The organism is Rhodoglobus aureus (assembly GCF_039527955.1).
Lineage (GTDB): Bacteria > Actinomycetota > Actinomycetes > Actinomycetales > Microbacteriaceae > Rhodoglobus > Rhodoglobus aureus.
In genome coordinates, this window is record NZ_BAAAKW010000026.1 from 20912 (window position 1) to 42161 (window position 21250).

Here is a 21250-nt window from a genome sequence, read left to right on the forward strand (position 1 = left end):
CTGGTGTGATCATGGCCACTTTTGGAAATCTCACCGACCGCCTCGCGGATACGTTCAAGAACCTGCGCGGCAAGGGCAAGCTCAGCGAAGCGGATGTTGACCGCACCGTTCGCGAGATTCGCCGTGCACTGCTCGATGCTGACGTTGCGCTTGAGGTTGTCAAAGACTTCACGGGCCGCGTTCGTGAGCGCGCGCTCGGCCATGAGGTTTCGAGTGCGTTGAACCCCGCGCAGCAGGTTGTGCAGATCGTCAACGACGAGCTCGTCACGATCTTGGGTGGCGAGGCCCGGCGCATTGAGTTCGCCAAGAACCCGCCGACTGTCATCATGCTCGCCGGCCTTCAGGGTGCGGGTAAGACGACTCTCGCCGGAAAGCTTTCCAAGTGGCTTGCTGCCGACGGCCACACTCCGCTGTTGGTTGCGGCCGACCTTCAGCGCCCCAACGCGGTTACGCAGCTTCAGGTGGTCGCCGAGCAGGCCGGCGTCGCAGTGTTCGCGCCCGAGCCGGGCAACGGCAAGGGTGACCCGGTGAAGGTTGCCAAACAGGCCCTCAAATTTGCTAAAGACAAGCAGCACGATGTTGTCATCATTGACACCGCTGGTCGTTTAGGTGTGGATGCCGAGCTCATGAAGCAGGCCGCCAACATCCGCAAGGCTGTCGACCCTGACGAAGTGCTCTTCATTATTGACGCGATGATCGGTCAAGACGCGGTCAAGACTGCGCGTGCCTTCCAAGAGGGTGTCGATTTCACCGGTGTCGTGCTGTCCAAGCTTGATGGTGACGCTCGCGGTGGTGCCGCGCTGTCGGTGGCCTCGATCACGGGCCGCCCGATCATGTTCGCCTCAACGGGCGAAGGTCTCGACGATTTCGAGCCATTCCACCCCGACCGTATGGCCAGCCGAATTCTCGACCTGGGTGACATCCTCACTCTCATCGAGCAGGCGCAAAAGACTTTCAACGAAGAAGAGTCGCGCAAGGTCGCTGAGAAATTTGCGACTGACTCGTTCACTCTTGATGACTTTCTTGACCAGATGCAGCAGCTCAAAAACATGGGCTCGATCAAGAGCATGTTGGGGATGCTGCCCGGTGCCAAGGGCATGCGCGAGCAGCTCGACAACTTCGATGAGTCGGAGATCACGCGCACTGAGGCCATCATCCAGTCGATGACTAAGAAAGAGCGCACGGTGCCGAAGCTGCTCAATGGCTCGCGTCGTGTACGTATCGCTCGTGGTTCAGGAACGACTGTCACTGAGGTGAACGCGCTCGTGAACCGTTTCGACCAGGCGGCCAAGATGATGAAAACAGTTGCCAAGGGCGGCACGCCACAGATTCCCGGCATGGGCCCGATCCCTGGCGGCCATGGCGGCAAGTCGGCGAATGCCAAGAAGAGCCAGAAGAAGAAGAGCTCCAAGTCGGGCAACCCTGCTAAGCGTGCGGCAGACGAAGCAGCCCGTGCTCAGGGTGCTGTTGGCCCATCCGCGCCCGCAGGCTCAGGCTTTGGCCTCGGTGGTTCGAAACCTGCTGCTGGTGGCCCATCACCCGAAGAACTTGAGAGCTTGCAGAAGTTCCTCGGTCGCTAGCCGACTTCCGTCCCAAGCCCGCGTGAGGGTGTTGTCGGCACGCGTTGCCTGCTCGTAATCGCACCGCTGCGACGGGATACTGTGGAGTTATGACACAGAGCCGTCCCGTAAGAATTGCCGTTCAGCTTCAGCCGCAGCACGCCGAGTATTCGGTTATTCGAGACCGAGTTCGTGAACTCGAACAGCTCGGCGTTGACGTGCTCTTCAACTGGGATCACTTCTTTCCGCTCTATGGGGAGCCCGACGGTTTGCACTTTGAGGCGTGGACCGAGCTCGCATCATGGGCCGAACTGACGAGCCGGGTTGAGTTCGGAACCCTCGTCAATTGCAACAGCTACCGCAATCCGGACCTTCAGGCAGACATGGCCCGCACCCTCGACCACATCAGTGATGGGCGTTTCATCTTCGGCACCGGTTCAGGCTGGTTCGAGCGCGACTACGACGAATACGGCTACGAGTTCGGCACGGCCGGATCGCGGTTGGATGCTCTAGCCGAGGCACTACCTCGCATCGAGTCACGCTGGGGCAAAGTAAACCCAGCGCCCACGCGCAAGATTCCCGTGCTGATCGGTGGTGGGGGAGAGAAGAAGACCCTCAAGTTGGTTGCTAAGCACGCAGACATCTGGCACAGCTTCGCCACGGGTGACGCACTCGTGCACAAATTGAGCGTCTTGGCTGGCCATTGCGAGACCATTGGCCGCGACATCAACGAAATTGAGCTGTCGAACGAGCTTCGCGATAAGAGTGTTGAAGATGCTGACAGCATGCGCGAGCAGGGCATCACGCTCTTCACTTTGGGTATAACTGGGCCCGATTACGACCTGACCAGCACCAAGCAGTGGCTCTCCTGGCGCGACTCGCAAAACGATTAACGCTGGCAGTTTGGGGCTTTATTCGCTGTCGGTTCCCGAAGCGCTCAAAACTCTGGCAGAATAGGCGGTTGAGTCCTTCGTAGCCCGACCCTCTAATCTGGCACGAACGGAATCCACTAGAGCTTTTGTGCCGAGTGTGCCCCCACGCTCACGGCTAGCAGTTCGCCACCAAAACATTTAAATCAGGAGAATTGTGGCTGTAAAGATTCGTTTGAAGCGCATGGGCAAGATCCGTGCACCCTACTACCGCATCGTCATTGCAGACTCGCGCAAAAAGCGCGATGGTCGTGTCATTGAAGAAATTGGAAAGTACCACCCCACCGAGGAGCCCTCGTTCATCGAGGTCGAGTCCGAGCGTGCACAGTACTGGTTGAGCGTTGGCGCGCAGCCGAGCCCGCAGGTTGAGGCAATCCTCAAGTTGACCGGCGACTGGGGCATCTTCAAGGGTGACAAAAACGCTAAGAGCACCGTCAAGGTGAAGGAAGCCAAGCCAGAGTTCCAGGCTGACGAGAAGAAGAAGCCTGTTCTCAAGCCCAAGGCTGAGAAGACTGAACCTAAGGCTGAAGAGGCACCAGCTGCAAAAGCTCCCGTCGCTGATGAGGCTGCTGAAGCACCTGCCGCTGACGCAGACAAGGCTTAGCAGTTGCTCGCTCCCGCTCTCGAACACCTCGTCAAAGGTATCGTCGACCACCCCGAAGAGGTTCAGGTCGTTGCAAAGAACACGCAACGCGGTGAACTTCTCGAGGTTCGCGTGCACCCAGAAGATCTTGGCCGTGTAATCGGTCGTTCTGGTCGCACCGCGAAAGCACTGCGTACGCTGATCACGGCTCTGGCCGATGGTCGCAAAGTACGTGTCGACGTCGTCGACACTGACTTCTAACCAGTGGGCGAAGTAAAAACACCCCGCGAAGGTCGCACGCAGTTGCGAGTGGGGCGCCTGACGAAGGCTCATGGGCTCAAGGGAGCCGTCAAAGTAGAGATGTACACGGATGCCCCGGAACGACGTTTCGTTCCGGGCGCCGTGTTCTCCCTACAGGTGCCAACAAGTTCTGCTTGGCACGGTAAGACGCTCGAGCTCATCGAGCTCAAGTGGTTCAACGCCCAGCCGGTCGCCTTCTTCACAGGAGTGCTTGACCGCAGCGAGGCTGAAACTTTGGTCAAGGCCATCCTCTGGATCGATCACGATCCCAACGAGGAGCCAGAAGAGGATGCGTGGTTCGACCACCAACTCATCGGCCTCAAGGTAATCCGCGATGGCATTCAGGTCGGTACTCTCGCGCAGGTTGATCACTTTCCTGCACAAGACCTGCTCACGGTTACGACAGAAAACGGCGACGTTCTCGTACCGTTCGTCAAGTCGATCGTTGCCAGCGTCGATCTCGAGACCGGCGAAATGGTTGTTACCCCGCCTCCTGGACTCTTTGAAGAGCTCGCCGACGACGCTGACACACCAGAGGCCACCGCGCCAAAGGCCAAGACCGCGAAGCCTCAGGCTGACGCAGTCGAGGCTGAAGCTTCTGTGGCTGAAGCTTCTGTGGCCGATGCAGCCGTGGCCGATGCAGCCGAGGCCGAAGCGCCTGAGACTGACGCACCAGAGTCCAAATAGAAGTTAGGGTCAACGCGTGCGCATAGACATCGTGACGATCTTCCCCGACTTCTTTGGGGTGCTCGACATCTCTTTGCTTGGTAAGGCGCGCGAGCGTGGAATTATCGAGCTCGGTGTGCACGATCTGCGGGACTTTACGTACGATCGGCATCGCACCGTCGACGACACCCCTTACGGCGGAGGCGCAGGCATGGTGATGCGCCCTGAGCCGTGGGGTGAAGCGCTGGATGCCACGCTCACGCCCGAAACGGTAGTCATTGTTCCGACTCCTGCCGGAGTTCCGTTCACGCAGGCAGCGGCCCGGGAGCTGGCGCTGGAGAAGCATCTCGTCTTCACCTGTGGCCGCTACGAGGGCATCGATCAGCGAGTGATCGACTATGCAGCCTCACGCGCGCGAGTGCGCGAGATCAGTCTCGGCGACTACGTGTTGAACGGCGGCGAGGTCGCGACGATGGCAATGATCGAAGCAATCGGTCGACTGGTTCCTGGCGTGATCGGCAACCCCGAAAGCCTCACAGAAGAGAGCCACGAGCAGGGGCTCCTTGAGTACCCCAGTTACACGAAACCGTCGACGTGGCGTGAGCGTTCCGTGCCCGACGTGTTGCTCAGTGGAAACCACAAGGCGATTGCCGACTGGCGTCACGAGCAGCAGCTCGAACGCACTCGTCGGGTTCGCCCTGACTTGCTGCCAGACGACCAGTAACTTACGCCCGATTTCTGGCGTCGAACATCCGACCTTCTTTGCCTATTTGCGAGCGGTCAGAACTAGCGGACCATCTGGCGTGATCGCGACCGTGTGTTCGAAGTGGGCCGCACGCGAACCGTCGATGCTGCGCAGCGTCCAGCCGTCATCATCCGTGTAAATCTCGTCGGTGCCGATCATGAGCCACGGCTCGATAGCAAAGACCAGTCCTGGTTTGAGCGGCATTCCGCGTCGAGCTTTGCCGTCATTGGGAATGTGCGGGTCGCCGTGCATTTCGCGACCAACACCGTGACCACCAAAATCTAGGTTCACTTCGTAGCCAGCTCCATAAGCGACATCGCCGATTGCGGCCGAGATGCCGCCGATGCGATTGCCGACGACAGCCGCGGCGATGCCAGCATCGAGGGCACGAGACGTGACATCCATCAGTTGGATATCTTCGTCACGGGGAGTGCCAACAGCAAAGGTGATGGCGGAGTCAGAGACCCAGCCATCAACCGCAACAGCAAAGTCGAGGCTCAGCAGGTCGCCATCTTTGAGCGTGTAGTCATGGGGGACTCCGTGCAGTGCAGCATCGTTGACCGAGGTGCAAATGACTTTGCCGAAAGGCGATGCACCAAACGAAGGGTGGTAGTTGATGTAGCAGCTTTCAGCGCCGCGTTCGCGGATCATGCTGTGGGCAAGCGCATCGATCTCGAGCAGGTTGACTCCCACTTTGGATGCCGCCTGTGTGGCGGTAAGCACGCTGGCGACGAATTCTCCCGCGGCTTTCATCTCATTGATTTCGGCGGGCGTTCTCAACTCGATCATTCGGTGGTTGCCTCTTTCGTGTGCGGTGCCAAGAGTTGTTCAATGAACTCTCGAAGCTTGTCGATAAACGGTTCTTCACCGCGCGGGTCATACAAGAATGCACGTTCAAGCAACGAATCTGCTATTTCTACGGTGACTTCGATGTCAAAAATGAGTGCATCTGAGGCGGGAACCCCATAGGTGGTGATAAGCAGATCCGTCAAAATCTCGGCAAGAGCCGTGTTGTTGCTCTTGCGATCAACGTTGAATCGGCGGTCAATGATCTTGCCGAAGGAGAGCACTCGAAAACCAGGCTCGGTGCGGCTGAGCTCGACATACACGTCGATCGCAACATTGAGTGCGTCGAGCGCACTGGTCGCCCTCTTGTTGAGAGTTGCTGCGAGCCCGGCACGATACTTATCGAAATTGCGGGTTGCGAGAGCGCGAAGCAGCGCCTGGATGTTGGGAAAATAGCGATAGATAACGCCAACCGACGAGTGCGCCCGCTTGGCGACATCGCTGGTGGTGATCGCATCGATTCCGAGATCATCGAGGAGAATGGCTGCCGCATCGAGCAGTACGGTAAGGCGCTCGGCGCTTCGTTGCTGCACTGGTTCGGTGCGTACGATGGCGGATTTTGGCACAGGGGGCCACCACGGTCTTTCAGAGTGAGATTTTCAGCATTCTTAATCACATCGAAGATACCCTGAGAACCATGATGATCAGGCGTGCATTCTATTATTGGCAGTTCATCGCTGTGATCGTGTTGCCCCTATGGGTGCTGGTCGGGCGTGGAATCTTCGGATCCAGTGTCGGTTGGGATTTCGTTCTCTTCCTGCTGCTGTGCCCCATCTTGGCTTTTGCGCTACTCGCAATCGCTGGATTGACGACGGCACGCAAGAGTGTGCGTTCTCAGCGATCGGTGTCGTGGATCGATGCCGGGGTGCTCGCCGCCTGGCATGCAGTGATCATCGCCTACGGATTTGTGGATGCTCCGCTGCTGGCAGCTCTCATCGTGGTTGTGGGTGTGGCTGGCTTCTGGATCGCGCTCTGGCAGCTCGTCACTGAGACACGTAACCGCTTCAACACTCTCGTTGAGGGTTTCGAGCGTGATGCGCAGCGGCCGTCTCAGCCAGGAGAGCGGCTAGACAACTGCAACGTCATCATCCTTGACGCGGATGAGAATCGCACATTCGACTAAATCTGTGGCAGAATTGTTGATTGTGCTCGCGCACGACTCTGCCATGAGGGCGTCGTAACCGCTTGAAGCACGATCTTTCTTATCTATCTATGTGTGTTCGACTCATGGCGGGCGCAGAGAGCGATCAATAATGCATATTCTCGATGACGTCGACAAGGCGTCTCTCAAAGACAACATTCCTGACTTCCGTGCCGGCGATAACGTCAAGGTTCACGTAAACATCATCGAAGGTACGCGCTCGCGTATCCAGGTGTTCCAGGGCGTTGTAATCGGTCGTTCAGGTCACGGCGTTCGCGAGACCTTCACGGTCCGCAAGGTGAGCTTCCAGATCGGCGTAGAGCGTACCTTCCCCGTTCATTCCCCAGTTATCGACCACATCGAGGTCGTCTCACGTGGTGCTGTTCGCCGCGCCAAGCTGTACTACTTGCGCGCGCTTCGCGGCAAGAAGGCAAAGATCAAAGAGAAGCGCGACAACTAACACGACTCGCAATTCACGAACCAACTGCTCCCAGCGGCTTATGCTTGCTGGGAGCTTTGGGGTTAAATGACAAACGAAACTGTTGAGAACGCACTGCCGAGCAGTCGTGGTCACCGTCACGCTGCTGACAAAAAGACCGGCGGGTGGAAACTCTTCCTGCGCGACCTGGTGATCATCTTCGTCGCAGCCATCCTGATCTCATTCATGATCAAGACTTTCTTGGTGCGTTCGTTCTATATCCCGTCGTCGTCGATGGAAAACACGTTGCAGATTGATGACCGCATCCTCGTCAATCAGCTTGAACCCCGATTCTTCCCCATCTCCCATGGCGACGTTGTCGTGTTCACCGACCCGGGTGGCTGGCTTCCCGCAATCTCCAGCGAACCAGAGAACTGGTTTGTTGGTGCGGTGGATGGCGTGCTTGCCTTTGTTGGCCTGAGCGCTCCCGACAGCAGCAATCACCTCATCAAGCGCGTGATCGGTTTGCCGGGCGACACCATTGAGTGCTGCAACGAGTTTGGGCAACTGATCGTCAATGGCATTCCGTTGGAAGAGCCATACATTGTGCTCCCGGATGCTGTCACCAAAGCAACTCCGGATGACTTCTCCGTTACCGTTCCCGATGATTCCATCTGGGTCATGGGTGACAATCGGTACAACTCCGCTGACTCCGCTGCCCACCGCGATGACCCCACTGGCGGTTTCGTGAAGGTTGACTCTGTCGTCGGGCGGGCTTTTCTCATCAGTTGGCCCACCGAACGCTGGAGCGTGCTCGACAATTACCCCACCACCTTTCAGCGGGTAACCCCGAACGCAGAGTAGACAGTGGCAGTAGCTGACCCCAGTAGCGATGTTGAGCTCGAACTTTTTGCTTCGGGTGCGCGTTGCGTGATCGGATGCGACGAAGTGGGCAGGGGCGCGATTGCCGGCCCCGTCGGAGTCGGTATGACCGCGATGACTCCTGCGCATGGTGCTTGGCCGGTGGGGCTGCGTGACTCAAAAATGTTGAGCCAGAAGCGCCGCGAACTTCTAGAGCCGCTCACTCTCGAGTGGGCTCCGCTGTCTGCAGTCGGTTACGCGGATGCCACAGAGGTCGACTCCATTGGAATCACCGCCGCCCTCGGGCTCGCCGGCAAACGCGCGCTCATCCAACTGCACGAAGCGGGTGTTGACGTCATGTCGAGCGTGGTGCTGTTGGACGGCTCCACCGACTGGCTCAGCACCGCGCTGACCGTTGCGCCGCGAGTGCACACCAGGGTCAAAGCTGACCGGGACTGCGTATCGGTTGCTGCGGCATCCGTGGTGGCAAAAGTGCAACGGGATCGGCTCATGATCGCAGCCGATGAGGAGTATCCCGGCTATCACTGGCCCAGCAACAAAGGGTACGGTTCAGCCGCCCATTTTGAGGCGATTCGCAGCCTCGGGGCGACAGAACTGCACCGGCACACATGGTTGCGTTAGTGCGGCCTACAATAAAGGCAGCATGGATGAAGACGAGTTTGAAGACTACGACCGCGAGGTCGAGCTAGCGCTGTACCGCGAGTACCGCGATGTAGTGAGCCAGTTCCGTTTTGTGATTGAAACGGAGCGACGGTTCTACCTCGCTAACGAGGTCGATTTGGTGCGCCGCGATACGGAACATGACTTCTATTTCGAGCTCTCGATGACCGATGTGTGGGTGTGGGATGTTTACCGTTCCGATCGCTTCGTCAAGAGTGTGCGCGTGCTCACCTTCAAAGACGTGAATATCGAAGAGCTCAGTGCCAAGGATCTCGAACTCCCCAAGGAACTCGCGCTCGACGAATAGCGCTCTCTGTTTAGTGCTCGGGAAGCGCCGCAGCTAGGACCTCTGCCAGGTGTTTGCCGTCGGTGTTGGCCAGTTGGCTTGCTTGCGTACGGCACGAGAAGCCATCGGCGAGAAGAGTGCTGCCGGGTTCCGCGTTGCGTAATGCTGGCAGGATGCCGTTCTCGGCTACCGCGACGGAAACGTCGTAGTGGCCCTTTTCCATGCCGAAGTTTCCGGCTAGGCCGCAGCATCCACTGATCTCGGAGATTGTTGCCCCCGATGCCGCGAGCAAGGCGCGGTCGGCATCGAAACCCATCACGGCGTGCTGGTGGCAGTGGGGCTGCACGACAAAGGTTTCGCCGCTCAGGCTTGGCGGTTGCCAGTTGGCTGGACCCATCGGTGCCGGCGCCGTCAGCAGCTCCGAGAGCGTGAACGTTGAGCGGGCGACTGCTGCTGCCTCGGCACTATCGGGCAGTAGTTCGGTGAGGTCGGAGCGCAGCACTGCCGTGCACGAGGGTTCGATTCCCACAATCGGGATGCCACGGTCGACGTACGGAGAGAACTCGCCCACTAGTTCGGTGAGCCGTTTTCGCGCGCCATCCAACTGCCCGGTCGTGATCCAGGTCAGCCCGCAGCACACGTCTCGTTCGGGCAGCAGCACTTCGTAGCCGGCTGCATCGAGCACGCGGATGGTCGCCCGCGCGATGTCTGGGGAGAAGTTGTCGGTGAAGGAATCGGCCCACAGGAGCACCTGTTGGCGCGCGGCGGTGTCAGCGGCGATTCGGCTAGCAGCGCGTAGAGCGCGAGCTTCGGGGCTGGAGCGGAAAGCGCGGCGCGCGAAGGCGGGGAACGTGCGCCGAGCATCCATTCCGCCAGCCCAGAGGGCGAACCGAGCGAAAAATGGCACCCGCAGCACGGCATTGGCGAGAGGTGCGATCGGCGAGATGAGTCGCGCCCAGCGGGGGAGCTGGCCGAGGAGGTAGTGGCTGCGGGGGCGAAGTTTTCCGTTATAGCGGCGGTGCAGCACTTCGGCTTTTAGCGTGGCCATGTCGACGCCGGCGGGGCAGTCACTCGCGCAGGCTTTGCACGAGAGGCAGAGGTCGAGGGCGTCGTGAACTTCCGGGGAGTTCACGCCACCGGTCACGAGAGTGCCATTGGCCATTTCTTGCAGCACCCGTGCGCGACCACGAGTGGAGTCCTTTTCGTCGCCGGTCGCGAGGAACGACGGGCACATCACGCCATGGCTGGCCGAGTTGTCGGCACGACACTTGCCGACTCCGACGCAGCGGTGCGCGGCCGTCGTGACGTCACCATCGTCGGCGCTAAAGGCGAACCCGTTGACCTTCGTGATGGGCAGTGCGGCCGGGCGGCGCAGGTCGGCATCCACGGGCGCTGGATCCACCACGATGCCGGGATTCATGAGGTTGTGCGGGTCGAAGAGGCGCTTGAACTGGCCGAACAGGCTAATTGCGGCGCCCGAGTACATGTGCGGCAGCAGCTCGCTGCGCGCCCGGCCGTCGCCGTGTTCGCCCGAGAGCGAGCCGCCGTGGGATGCCACAAGGCCGGCGGCGTCATCCACGAAGGCGCGCAAGACTGCGCCATCCGTCGCGAGGGGGATATCGAGGCGCACATGAACGCAACCGTCCCCGAAATGGCCGTACGGCATCCCCTCGATCGCATATTCGGCGAGCAACTTGTCGAAGTCACGCAGGTAGCTGCCGAGGCGTTCGGGTGGAACTGCGGCGTCTTCGAAGCCCGGCCATGCTTGAGCTCCGGATGCTGTGCGCCCCGCCAGCCCGGCGCCATCTTCTCTGATGCGCCACAGTTGCTTCGCGGCGATCGAATCGGTGATGATGCGTGACTCGATCGCGGCAGAATCGGCGGCAAGGCGTTGGGCGCGTTGGAGGGTCTCAGCGGGGTCGGCTCCTGTGACCTCAACGAGTAACCATCCGGCGCCTTCGGGCAGCGCGGCAACGGCGCGGGCGCCACGGGTGCGGCTGACGGCATCCACAATTCGGGCGTCGAGGCCTTCAATCGCGCTGGGGTGATGGGCGAGTAACGCGGGCACAGCATCGGCGGCGGTGGCCATGTCGGGGTAGCCGAGGGCGACGAGAAGTGGATGCTGCGGCTCCACGACCAGATCGACAGTCGCTTCGAGCACGGTCACGAGACTGCCTTCGGTGCCCACGAGACTGCGGGCCAGGTGATTGCCGTGCTCCGGCAGGAGGTGCTCGAGGCTGTAGCCCGACACCTGGCGGCCGAAACGCCCTAGCTCTGTGCGGATAGTGGCGAGATTGCTGCTGACAAGGGCGAGGAGGCCGTCGACCACGCAGGGGTCGCTGGCAGCCGTGAATCGTCGTCCGAGACCATCAACCACATCGAGGCTCTGCACGTTGTCGGCGGTGCGTCCGAACTGCAGCGAGTGGGCGCCGCACGCATTGTTGCCGATCATGCCTCCGACGGTGCAGCGCGACCAGGTTGAGGGATCGGGGCCGAAGCGCAGACCGTGGGGTCGCGCGGCCGATTGGAGGGTACCTAAGACGGTGCCGGGCTGCACGCGGGCGGTGCGAGCATCCGGGTCGACCTCGATCACTTGGTTGAGGTGGCGCGAGAAGTCGAGCAGTATTCCGGTGCCGATTGCATTGCCAGCAACCGAGGTGCCGCCGCCGCGTGCTGTGATGGGCGTGGCGCTTTCGCGAGAAACGGAGAGGGCCGCGAGCACATCGTCGGTGTCGCGAGGGAACACCACAACTTGCGGCACGACCCGATAGTTTGAGGCATCGCTGGAGTATTCCGCGCGGCGGCGGGTGCTGTCATCTACCTCGCCGCTGACAGCGCTGCGGAGGGCATCAACCACTTCGCTGCGATCGTGCAGTGAAGTGTCGGGCATGCTCCTATTGTGCCCCTAGAGTCAGTTCATGCCATTGATTCTCGCCGTCGTGATCGCAGGCTTTGGTTTTGGCCTGTCGCTCATCATCGCGATCGGTGCCCAAAACGCGTTCGTGCTGCGTCAGGGATTGCGCAGTGAGCATGTGACCGCAGTCGTGCTCGTGTGCACGCTCTCGGACATCGTGCTCATTCTGGCGGGCATCGCAGGGCTCGGAACGCTCATCCAACAGGCCGGCTGGTTGCTCGTCATTGCCCGCGTTGGCGGCGCACTCTTCTTGCTCGTGTACGCGTTCTTATCGATTCGGCGGGCGGCCAAGCCCCAGGCGCTGACCACCACCACGGGTGGCACCGGGATGACGCTCGCCGCCGCCCTCTCAACGGCGCTCGCGCTCACCTGGCTCAACCCGCACGTCTACATCGACACCGTGCTGCTGCTTGGCTCGATCGGCGGAACGTACGGCGCCGAACGCTGGTGGTTCGCGCTTGGTGCCTGCCTCGGCAGCATCGTGTGGTTCGCGGCTCTCGGTTATGGCAGTCGGTTCTTGCGACCGCTGTTCGCGAAGCCCGCAGCTTGGCGCGTGCTCGACATCGTGATCGCTGTGATCATGGTTGTGCTTGCGGCGAGCCTGATCGCTGGGCTGTTCGAGTAGTTGCTCAGACGTGCCCTTGCGTCTGGTTGAGCTGGCTCGGCGGGCGAAGGTAGGTGAGGTCGAACATCCATTCATTGACTCGGATCGAGTGGCCTTTGGGGTACTCAAAGTCGGCTTCGCGAATGAGCGTGAACCCGGCGCGCTTGCAGAGGGCGTTGGACGCGGTGTTGTCGATGCGGGGGAACGTCAGCACATGGTCGCGGTCGCCATTGTCTGCCGCGAACTGGAGGCATTCGGTGAGAGCGCAAGCGGCGATTCCGTTGCCCTGATGCGCGGTGTGCACGCTCCACCCGGTTTCGTAGATATCTCTGCCTCGCCACTGTCTTTTCCAGTAGCCAACGGAGCCCACCGGCTCTACTGAAGCCGATGAGCGGATGCTGAACATACGCGCTTCGCTGGTCTCCCAGAGGCGCAGAAACTTGGCGTGCCGTGCGACGATCTGCTGAGCGCTTTCGGGCCCGCCAACGAACCTCGTCATCTCGGGGGTATTGCCCTTCTCGAGCACTGGGAGGTCCTCGACCTGCCACCGTTCAAGCCACACTCGCTGGTTGACACCGCGCGTCATACGGGAACGATACCGCCACCGAGCGAAACCCCAAAGAGTTTGACGGGCGGGCGTCTTCTCCTCACCATGACGCGTTCCGGTCACACTCCGCGCTGACCTGCGGCGCGGTGCTGTACCTGTTGCGCTCTCGAGTCACTCTTGAGCCATGGCAGCAAAAGACGAACTAGGCGCTCGCGGCGAATGCCTCGCGGCCGATCATCTGACCGACACAGGGTTAGATATCCTCGACCGCAATTGGCGATGCTCGCAGGGCGAGCTTGACATCGTCGCGAGAGACTGTGATGAGGTCGTGTTCGTTGAGGTCAAGACTCGGTCGAGTGTGCTTTTCGGGCACCCCTTCGAGTCGATAACCTCCACCAAGGTGGCGCGCTTGCGACGGCTCGCGGCCGCTTGGTGTGAGGAGCACCCCGGCTCAGGGGCGGCTATCCGCATCGATGCTGTTGCCGTGATCGTGCCCGCTCGTGGAGCGATCCAGATCGAGCACCTGAAGCGAGTGTCGTGAGTGCCGCCTGTGTTGCCCGTCGCGGTAGCGGTCGCGTCGCAGTGAGCAGTTTCTGATGCCTATCGGCAGAACCTACGCCGTCTCGCTGCTCGGCCTAGAGGGTGCGATCGTCGAGATCGAGGCAGACCTCTCTAACAACCTCCCCGGCTTTGTCCTGATCGGCCTGCCCGACACCGCCCTCGGCGAAGCGAAGGATCGGGTGCGGGCGGCAGCCACGAACTCCGGATGCGGGCTGCCGAACCGCAAAATTACTGTCAACCTGTCGCCCGCAGCGCTCCCCAAGCACGGCTCCGGTTTCGACCTCGGGATCGCGTTGGCGGCCCTTGCAGCATCCGGCACCGTATCCGCAGAGTCCATCGATCGCGTTATGCATATCGGCGAGCTCGGGCTTGATGGGCGGCTGCGTCCGGTGAACGGCGTGCTGCCCGCAGTGCTCGCAGCATCGCGTGCGGGCTTCGGCATAGTGATGGTCCCCAGCGGCAACGCTGACGAGGCTTCTCTCGTTCCGGGAATGCGCGTGGTCGCGGTTCCGTCGTTGCGTGACGCCGCGATCTGGCATGGGGGAGAGTTTGAACCCCAACCAGTGGATGTCATCACCCGACCAATCGTAGAGACCGCGACAGCCGAGAGTGGCGATCTTGCCGACATGATCGGCAGCGGCGACGCGATTGACGCGATGCTCGTCGCCGCAGCCGGAGGCCACCACGTTTTCCTCCTGGGACCGCCCGGCGCCGGCAAAACCATGCTCGCCGCTCGACTGCCTGGTTTGCTGCCCGACCTCGACCCCCAAGCCGCGCTCGAGGTATCGTCAATCCGTTCCCTCGCGGGGCTACCCGTCGGCAGCAGCCTCACTACCCGGCCACCGCTCGAAGCCCCGCACCACACCGCTACCGCCGCCGCGCTCGTGGGTGGGGGTAGCTCCCAGATTCGTCCGGGTGCTGCCGCGCGCGCCTCCGACGGAGTGCTCTTTCTTGACGAGGCACCCGAGTTCGCGCCTGCAGCACTGGATGCACTGCGCCAGCCTCTTGAATCGGGGATCATCAGCATCCACCGGGCCAACTCAGTTGCGCACTTTCCGGGTCGCTTTCAGCTCGTGATGGCCGCCAACCCGTGCCCCTGCGGGCAATGGGGTGCGCGCGACAGCGAATGCACGTGCCCGCCGAATTCGCGGCGACGCTACCTCGCGCGGCTCTCTGGCCCGCTGCTCGACCGCATTGACATCCAGTTCAGAGTTGAACGAATCACGAGTGCGCAACTGCGTCTAGCAGGGGAGCACCCGTCTCTTTCCACAGCGGATGCTCGAGCCAAAGTCACTGCGGCCCGGCAACGCGCGCTGGCGCGACTTACGGCAACGCCCTGGCGACTCAACTCGCAAGTGCCTGGCTCCTACCTCCGCGGCCGCGAACTCCGGCTCGCGCCCAAGATCACCGCGGGGCTCGACCGCGCTCTCGAACGCGGCGGGATCACTATGCGCGGCTACGACCGCGTACTGCGGGTCGCTTGGTCACTGGCTGACCTCGCCGACGACGAACGACCCGACGACACCCACGTCGGTCAAGCACTGTATCTACGAAAGGCAATGTCACAGTGAGCATGTTTGGACTTAAAGAATCAGAAGTAGCAAACCTCGTCCGCGCGGTAAGCGCTCCCGGTGATCTCGATCACGACGCCATCGAAGATCGCTTTGCGCGAGCCACCTGGAGCGGGCTAGCCGAGCCCGGCGATCGACTCGCAGGGCGCGCGATTCAGCAACTCGGCGCAGCACGAGCACTCTCCGCTGTCGTTGAGCATCGGGATGCTGCACGCTTCGCCGCCGAACTGTCGGCAGACGGTGACCCGGTACCAGAAGACGACATGCGGCAAGCCATCGAACGGTGGCTGCCGCGACTCAAATCAGACACTGCGCTCATCGCCCTGCGTCAAGCGGCCCGCTTTGGAGCGCGGCTGCTGACCCGCGAAGATGCTCTCTGGCCAACCCGGCTCAACGACCTCGACTGGCATGCGCCGTCCGCACTCTGGGTGAGAGGAGCGGATGCTGCGCTCGCCGGGATAGCAGACGGGATCGCACTTGTCGGCGCCCGGGCTGCGACCGGCTACGGAGAGCACATCACTATGGAAGCCTCCGCCGGTCTCGTCGATCGTGGCTACACAATCATTTCCGGTGCCGCCTACGGAATCGACGGGATGGCGCACCGCGCAGCCCTCGCCAGCCAAGGACTCACTGTGGCGTTTCTCGCCGGGGGAGTAGACCGCTTCTACCCGAGCGGCCACGACAGCCTCCTCACCCGAATCGTCGAAAGTGGAGCCGTGATTTCCGAACTCCCGTGCGGCTCGCCACCCACCAAGTGGAGGTTCTTGCAAAGAAACAGACTCATTGCCGCAGCGAGCATGGCGACCATTGTGCTTGAGGCTGGATGGCGTTCCGGTTCGCTCAACACTGCAGGCCATGCCGCCACCCTCGGTCGGCCGCTGGGAGCAGTTCCCGGTCCCGTCACCAGCGCAGCCTCCGCTGGCTGCCACCGCCTCATCCGCGACTACGACGCCGTGTGCGTCACCGATCCCGACCAAATGGCAGAACTCGCCCCGCTCGAACGCCAAGCGCGTGCCAGTGCCAACTCAGACGGTGACCTGACGAGCGAGTCCGACGATCGAGCAGGCGGTGACCAGTCCGCCGGCCAGTCCGACTCTGAATCCCGATCAGGACCTGCGGATGCTGATGCTCCCCGCAACACAGAAACCACCCGCCTTCTCGATGCTCTCAGCACACGTAGCGCTCGCACCACCGACGACATCGCAGCTCGCAGTGGCCTCGCGCTCGCCACAGTGCGCGCTCAGCTCGGGATGCTCGAACTCGACGGTCGCGTCAGCGAAACCGAGCGTGGCTGGAAGCAGGCCGCATCCTCATCGCTGAAATGATGACAAAGAGACGTAGAATAATTCTGGACGCGCGAGGCTCAGTGCGTTCCTCAGGGAAATAGCGAGCAATATCGGCTGTGTGCACAAGAGGTGAAAGCTGTGAACTTACCTCTCGCATTGCAAAAATCCTGCACAAAGGCCGGAAACATGGGGCAATACTGCAGAAACATACGCACTCTTTAGAAAATCTTATGCTTTATAGGTGCCGATTGAGATTGTTCCTAATCCTTATGTCTGTCAAAGTAGACAGGCTTAGCCCACGGACGTGCATAAGAAAGGCGACACTATGAACGATCAGTTCTTCCAAATTATCGCAATGGTCATTTATTTGGCCGCAATGCTCGGTATCGGTTGGTGGGCGTACAAGCGAACAACCAACCTTGACGACTACATGCTCGCCGGCCGCAAGCTCAGCCCCGGAGTTGCAGCGCTCAGTGCTGGCGCATCCGACATGTCGGGTTGGCTCCTCCTCGGACTCCCCGGCGCCTTCTACATCGGCGGCCTCTTCCAAGGCTGGATCGCCATTGGCCTCACCATTGGTGCTTGGCTCAACTGGAAGTTTGTAGCACCGCGACTGCGCGCCTACACCGAGGTATCGAAAAACTCGATCACACTTCCCAGCTTCTTCGAGAACCGTCTTCGCGACAAGTCACGCATCCTGCGCGTCGCAGCAGGCGTCATCATCCTCGTGTTCTTCACCTTCTACGTATCCTCCGGAATGGTCGCCGGTGGCGTCTTCTTCCAGAGCGCATTCGGCTCCGAGTACTGGATCGGAATGCTCGTTGTTGGTGGAGTTACCGTTCTCTACACACTCTTCGGCGGATTCATCGGCGCAACCTACACCGACGTCGTGCAGGGCATCATGATCTTCCTTGCCCTCATCGCCGTACCGATCGTCGGAATCACCCAGACCGGTGGAGTCGCCAACACCATCGAATCGATTCGTGCAGCGAACACCGAAATTGACATGTTCAGCCTCTTCACTGGCGGAACCGTGCTCGCCGCGATTTCTGCTGCAGCATGGGGGCTTGGCTACTTCGGTCAGCCACATATCCTCGTGCGCTTCATGGCGCTTCGCTCACCTGGGGATGCGATCGCCGGTCGTCGAATCGGTATCACCTGGATGCTTGTCTCCGTAATCGGCGCCATGGCATCCGCTCTCATCGGTGTCGCGTACTTCCAGCAGCACCCAGAGCTTTCGCTCGAGAACCCGGAGCGTGTGTTCCTCGAACTCGCACAGATCTTCTTCCACCCCCTGATCGCTGGACTCGTTCTCACAGCAGTACTTGCCGCCGTCATGAGCACGATCTCCTCGCAGCTCATCGTGTCGTCGTCCGCATTGGTCGAAGACCTCTTCAAGATCGTCGCCAAGAAGGAAGCAACGCCCAAGGCTCAGGTAATCCTCGGTCGCCTGGGTGTTCTCATCGTTTCGATCGTCGCGATCATCCTCGCGTGGGACCCCAACTCGTCGATCCTCAGCCTCGTCGCCTACGCCTGGGCTGGCTTCGGTGCAGCATTCGGACCGATCGTCATCCTGTCGCTCTTCTGGCGCAAGCTCACCAGCATGGGTGCCCTTGCAGGGATGATCGTCGGTGCAGTCACCGTCATCATCTGGGGCAACGTACCCGCGCTCACCGGCGCAATGTACGAAATCGTCCCCGGGTTCGCGCTCAACCTGGTTGTGGCAGTCGTGGTGAGCATGCTCACCTTCAAGAACAGCGACGGAATCACACGCGAATTCGACACCGCAGTAGAAAGTGTGCGCACCGGAACTGTTCAGTTGCCGGTCGTCGACAAGAAGGACTAGTTTCCTCGCAGTCGCTCGCGTCTAACTAGATGTGAACACTACGGATGCCCGTCTCCACTCACGTGGGGGCGGGCATCCTGCGTTAACTGCCCGACATTGCGGCCAAGCCGATCGCTTCGGTGGCACTCCACCCTGTCGGATGACACTCGACGCACCTAGGCTAGAAGCGTGATTCAACTCGGCCAGTATCCAGCACCCAGCCACGTCATCGCCCACGTCAGCGATACCCACCTGCTGGCCGGCGGAAGACCGCTGTATGGTTCCGTCAACACCATCGACCATCTTGAGCAGGCTCTCGCGCAGCTCGAACGGTCCACGGCGCAGCCCCAAGCCATCGTCTTCACCGGCGACCTCGCCGACCTCGGTGAGCCCGATGCCTACCTACGCTTGCGCAGCATCGTCGAGCCCGCCGCCAAGCGCATGAACTCCGAAATTATCTGGGTCATGGGCAACCATGACGAACGCGACCAGTACTCCAAGCTCTTATTTGATGACGAATCGGATGCCCCGCAAGACCGCGTCTACATGATTGACGGGTTGCGCATCATCTCCTTCGACACCACAGTTCCGGGCTACCATCACGCTGACATCAGCGACGAACAACTGGACTGGTTGCGCGACGAACTCGCCACCCCAGCACCGCACGGCACTCTGCTGGCGGTACATCATCCACCGATCCCGACACCGATGCTCGAAGCGATGGGCATGCTCGAACTTCAGCGCCAAGAACGCTTGGCCGAAGTGCTGCAGGGCAGCGATGTGCGAGCGATTCTCGCCGGCCACCTGCACTACTCGACCCACTCAACTTTTGCCGGCATCCCCGTTTCAGTGGCGTCGGCAACCTGCTACACCCTCGACCTCAGCGCCGAAGATCGGCTGCTGTCTGGTGTCGACCATGGGCAGGCCGTCAACGTGGTGCACGTCTACGAGAACCAGACAGTGCACTCGATCATCCCGATCGGCGACACGGCAGAAATCACCGGGCATTCAGCCGAAGCGTGGGCTCAGATTGAAGCGATGACACCAGAGCAGCGGCTCGAAACATTCTCGGCCAAGAATTCAACCTTTAACGCCCCCGAAGTGGCTGCCTCGGAATAGCGCGATAGAGCGATAAGGCGATACGGCAAGAGGGCGGCTGCGTCGGGCATGCAGCCGGGCGTGAAAGCATTGGGTTATGACTCAGGGCGTTGACACCACACCACTACACACCCGAATCGAACTAGAACAGCAACTTATTTCACCCGAATTCTTTACCGACACCATCCGGGTACTCACCGGCCACGAGTCGATTCGCAGTTTCGATCCCAGCCCCATTGCGGCTGAAGTGCTGGAAGCGATTCTGGTTTCTGCGCGCAGCGCACCCACCTCGTCTAACCTGCAGGCGTACAGCATCATCGTTGTCGAAGATGAGCAACGACGAGCGCGCATGGCTCACCTGGTGGGAGACCAGCGCTACGTCGCTGAAGCCCCGATAATGCTCATCTTCTGCGCTGACGTCTCGCGGCTGCACTACCTTGCCGAACGACAAGGACATACCTTTGCCGCCGACAACCTTGAAATGTTCTTGACGGCATCCATCGATGCCAGTCTCGCTCTTCAGAATGCTCTTGTTGCGGCAGAATCGCTCGGGCTCGGCGCGGTGCCCATCGGTTCCGTACGCAATGAGCCCAGCCTTGTCGCCGAAGAGCTGGTATTGCCCGCCGGCGTTTTTGCGGTCGCCGGGCTCACGATCGGTTACCCCAATGCTGGAGTGCGTCGAGGTGCAAAACCGCGTCTCCCCAGCGAATCGATCGTGCACCGCGAGCAGTACTCCACCGAAAACCTCGAACAACATGTCAGCGACTACGACGCCGTCATGATCGCCAACGGTCTGTACGCCGGGCGTCAGGTTGCCAGCGACCCCCAGATTCCGGATGCCGAATATGGCTGGGCAGAACACACTGCGCGTCGCACCAGCAAACCAGAAACGCTCGCTGGCCCATCGGCTGCGCTTCGGGATCACCTCAAAGACGAAGTCGAGGCGCGCGGGTTCTCGATTCGCTAGCCGGCGATGCGGCTACCAGGGGGAGCCGCTAGCTACCTGGCAGAGTTGCTAGCCAGTCGGCTTGTTCGATGTCCGACTTGCACGAGCCACGAACATCAAAATCAGCGGCTGCGCTAGTTTCATCACAGCCCACAGGAGCTTGTAGCGCACACTCGGAATCGCAACAGCACGCCCGCGGGAAGCGCTGCGAAGAGCGGAGCGCACGACGAACTCAGCTTCAAGCCACATCCAGTTTGGTGCCATTGATGCTCGTTCGATGCCCAGTCGAGAGTGGAACTCGGTGCGCACAAAACCGGGTGCCAGCGCTGTGAATGTCACCCCGCGACTGCGATAGTGCGCGTTCGCCCAGCGGCTGAAACTCATCGGCCACGCTTTTGCTGCCGCGTAGAGGCCGAGTGGCGCTTCGCCGGCAAGGCTCGCCACCGTTAGTACGGTGCCCGAGCCACGCGCGAGCATTCCGCCCAATACCGCATGGCTGAGGCGCATCGGAGCAGTCGCCAGCAGCTCGAGCATCCGTTCTTCATCGTCAACCGAGTTGAGGTCGAACTCCTGGGGTAGTCCATAGCCGGCGTTGTTAACAAGGAACGTGATGGGCTCGGTGGTCGACTTCAGCCGAGTTTCAACCACTGAACGCTCAGCGGCTGCGGTGAGATCTGCCGCTATCACCTCGACAGAAACATTCGCCTCCTCGCGCAGCTCGTCGGCCACGCTGTCGAGGCGGGCTCGATCGCGGGCAACAAGAACCAGGTCGTAACCCTCCTGCGCAAGCTGATATGAAAACTGGGCGCCAATGCCCGAGGTTGCACCAGTGACAAGCGCTATGCCTTTGCGGGAGCGTGAAGATTCTGTGGCCATCCCGAAA

Annotated in this window: 23 protein-coding genes; 18 read left to right on the forward strand and 5 right to left on the reverse strand. The window is 60.7% G+C overall.

Annotated features, from left to right (window positions below; all coding sequences use genetic code 11):
* Positions 1–11 precede the first annotated feature (11 nt).
* The 6 genes from ffh to trmD all read left to right on the forward strand — a co-directional run bounded on the left by ffh (position 12) and on the right by trmD (position 4761).
* The gene (gene ffh, locus ABD112_RS06565; protein WP_343924294.1) at positions 12–1580 is read left to right on the forward strand and encodes a signal recognition particle protein; all 1569 of its coding nucleotides are present in this window, start codon (positions 12–14) and stop codon (positions 1578–1580) included.
* An 89-nt stretch (positions 1581–1669) separates the two neighbouring features.
* A complete protein-coding gene (locus tag ABD112_RS06570; RefSeq protein ID WP_343924296.1) occupies positions 1670–2452 on the forward strand; it encodes an LLM class F420-dependent oxidoreductase in 783 nt (260 codons plus the stop codon).
* A gap of 193 nt (positions 2453–2645) precedes the next feature.
* A complete protein-coding gene (gene rpsP, locus ABD112_RS06575; protein ID WP_343924298.1) occupies positions 2646–3092 on the forward strand; it encodes a 30S ribosomal protein S16 in 447 nt (148 codons plus the stop codon).
* 3 nt (positions 3093–3095) lie between these two features.
* Positions 3096–3332 carry an RNA-binding protein gene (locus ABD112_RS06580; protein WP_219950614.1) on the forward strand — a complete coding sequence of 79 codons (237 nt, stop codon included), beginning with the start codon at positions 3096–3098 and terminating at the stop codon, positions 3330–3332.
* Between the two features lie 3 nt (positions 3333–3335).
* Positions 3336–4058 carry a ribosome maturation factor RimM gene (rimM, locus tag ABD112_RS06585; RefSeq protein WP_343924302.1) on the forward strand — a complete coding sequence of 241 codons (723 nt, stop codon included), beginning with the start codon at positions 3336–3338 and terminating at the stop codon, positions 4056–4058.
* Between the two features lie 16 nt (positions 4059–4074).
* On the forward strand, positions 4075–4761 hold the full coding sequence (trmD, locus tag ABD112_RS06590) for a tRNA (guanosine(37)-N1)-methyltransferase TrmD (protein ID WP_343924304.1): 687 nt from the start codon (positions 4075–4077) through the stop codon (positions 4759–4761).
* A 42-nt stretch (positions 4762–4803) separates the two neighbouring features.
* On the opposite strand, the gene map is transcribed toward trmD, so the two are convergent.
* Both map and ABD112_RS06600 read right to left on the reverse strand, forming a co-directional pair.
* A complete protein-coding gene (gene map, locus ABD112_RS06595) occupies positions 4804–5571 on the reverse strand; it encodes a type I methionyl aminopeptidase (RefSeq protein ID WP_343924306.1) in 768 nt (255 codons plus the stop codon).
* Complete coding sequence (locus tag ABD112_RS06600) at positions 5568–6194, reverse strand: TetR/AcrR family transcriptional regulator (RefSeq protein ID WP_343924308.1); 627 nt, start codon at positions 6192–6194, stop codon at positions 5568–5570. Before ABD112_RS06600 ends, map begins: the two co-directional genes overlap by 4 nt.
* Positions 6195–6265: 71 nt before the next feature.
* Here ABD112_RS06600 and ABD112_RS06605 point away from each other — a divergent pair, with 71 nt between their 5' ends.
* The 5 genes from ABD112_RS06605 (at position 6266) to ABD112_RS06625 (ending at position 9036) form a co-directional block, all read left to right on the forward strand.
* Positions 6266–6751 (forward strand): MFS transporter, encoded by a 486-nt coding sequence (locus ABD112_RS06605; protein WP_343924310.1) that lies wholly within the window; start codon positions 6266–6268, stop codon positions 6749–6751.
* 130 nt (positions 6752–6881) lie between these two features.
* Entirely contained in the window at positions 6882–7229 is a 348-nt protein-coding gene (gene rplS, locus ABD112_RS06610; RefSeq protein WP_343924312.1) for a 50S ribosomal protein L19, read from the forward strand.
* Between the two features lie 66 nt (positions 7230–7295).
* The gene (gene lepB, locus ABD112_RS06615; RefSeq protein ID WP_343924314.1) at positions 7296–8051 is read left to right on the forward strand and encodes a signal peptidase I; all 756 of its coding nucleotides are present in this window, start codon (positions 7296–7298) and stop codon (positions 8049–8051) included.
* Positions 8052–8054: 3 nt separating this feature from the next.
* Complete coding sequence (locus ABD112_RS06620; RefSeq protein WP_343924316.1) at positions 8055–8690, forward strand: ribonuclease HII; 636 nt, start codon at positions 8055–8057, stop codon at positions 8688–8690.
* Between the two features lie 22 nt (positions 8691–8712).
* On the forward strand, positions 8713–9036 hold the full coding sequence (locus ABD112_RS06625; protein ID WP_009772690.1) for a DUF2469 domain-containing protein: 324 nt from the start codon (positions 8713–8715) through the stop codon (positions 9034–9036).
* Positions 9037–9046: 10 nt separating this feature from the next.
* Here the strand turns inward: ABD112_RS06625 and ABD112_RS06630 are convergent, their stop codons facing one another.
* The gene (locus ABD112_RS06630) at positions 9047–11905 is read right to left on the reverse strand and encodes an FAD-binding and (Fe-S)-binding domain-containing protein (RefSeq protein ID WP_343924321.1); all 2859 of its coding nucleotides are present in this window, start codon (positions 11903–11905) and stop codon (positions 9047–9049) included.
* Positions 11906–11933: 28 nt separating this feature from the next.
* Between ABD112_RS06630 and ABD112_RS06635 the strand changes: the two genes are divergently transcribed.
* Complete coding sequence (locus ABD112_RS06635; RefSeq protein ID WP_343924323.1) at positions 11934–12554, forward strand: LysE/ArgO family amino acid transporter; 621 nt, start codon at positions 11934–11936, stop codon at positions 12552–12554.
* 4 nt (positions 12555–12558) lie between these two features.
* On the opposite strand, the gene ABD112_RS06640 is transcribed toward ABD112_RS06635, so the two are convergent.
* The gene (locus ABD112_RS06640; RefSeq protein WP_343924325.1) at positions 12559–13119 is read right to left on the reverse strand and encodes a GNAT family N-acetyltransferase; all 561 of its coding nucleotides are present in this window, start codon (positions 13117–13119) and stop codon (positions 12559–12561) included.
* A gap of 145 nt (positions 13120–13264) precedes the next feature.
* Between ABD112_RS06640 and ABD112_RS06645 the strand changes: the two genes are divergently transcribed.
* The 6 genes from ABD112_RS06645 (at position 13265) to ABD112_RS06670 (ending at position 20388) form a co-directional block, all read left to right on the forward strand.
* The gene (locus ABD112_RS06645) at positions 13265–13621 is read left to right on the forward strand and encodes a YraN family protein (protein WP_343924327.1); all 357 of its coding nucleotides are present in this window, start codon (positions 13265–13267) and stop codon (positions 13619–13621) included.
* Positions 13622–13676: 55 nt separating this feature from the next.
* Positions 13677–15212 (forward strand): YifB family Mg chelatase-like AAA ATPase, encoded by a 1536-nt coding sequence (locus tag ABD112_RS06650; RefSeq protein WP_343924329.1) that lies wholly within the window; start codon positions 13677–13679, stop codon positions 15210–15212.
* Complete coding sequence (dprA, locus tag ABD112_RS06655; RefSeq protein ID WP_425563807.1) at positions 15209–16537, forward strand: DNA-processing protein DprA; 1329 nt, start codon at positions 15209–15211, stop codon at positions 16535–16537. Before ABD112_RS06650 ends, dprA begins: the two co-directional genes overlap by 4 nt.
* A gap of 286 nt (positions 16538–16823) precedes the next feature.
* Complete coding sequence (putP, locus tag ABD112_RS06660) at positions 16824–18344, forward strand: sodium/proline symporter PutP (protein ID WP_343924331.1); 1521 nt, start codon at positions 16824–16826, stop codon at positions 18342–18344.
* A 168-nt stretch (positions 18345–18512) separates the two neighbouring features.
* The gene (locus tag ABD112_RS06665) at positions 18513–19442 is read left to right on the forward strand and encodes a phosphodiesterase (protein ID WP_343924333.1); all 930 of its coding nucleotides are present in this window, start codon (positions 18513–18515) and stop codon (positions 19440–19442) included.
* A 76-nt stretch (positions 19443–19518) separates the two neighbouring features.
* A complete protein-coding gene (locus ABD112_RS06670; protein ID WP_343924335.1) occupies positions 19519–20388 on the forward strand; it encodes an NADPH-dependent oxidoreductase in 870 nt (289 codons plus the stop codon).
* A gap of 48 nt (positions 20389–20436) precedes the next feature.
* Here the strand turns inward: ABD112_RS06670 and ABD112_RS06675 are convergent, their stop codons facing one another.
* Positions 20437–21243 (reverse strand): SDR family NAD(P)-dependent oxidoreductase, encoded by an 807-nt coding sequence (locus ABD112_RS06675; RefSeq protein WP_343924337.1) that lies wholly within the window; start codon positions 21241–21243, stop codon positions 20437–20439.
* Between the last annotated feature and the right edge of the window lie 7 nt (positions 21244–21250).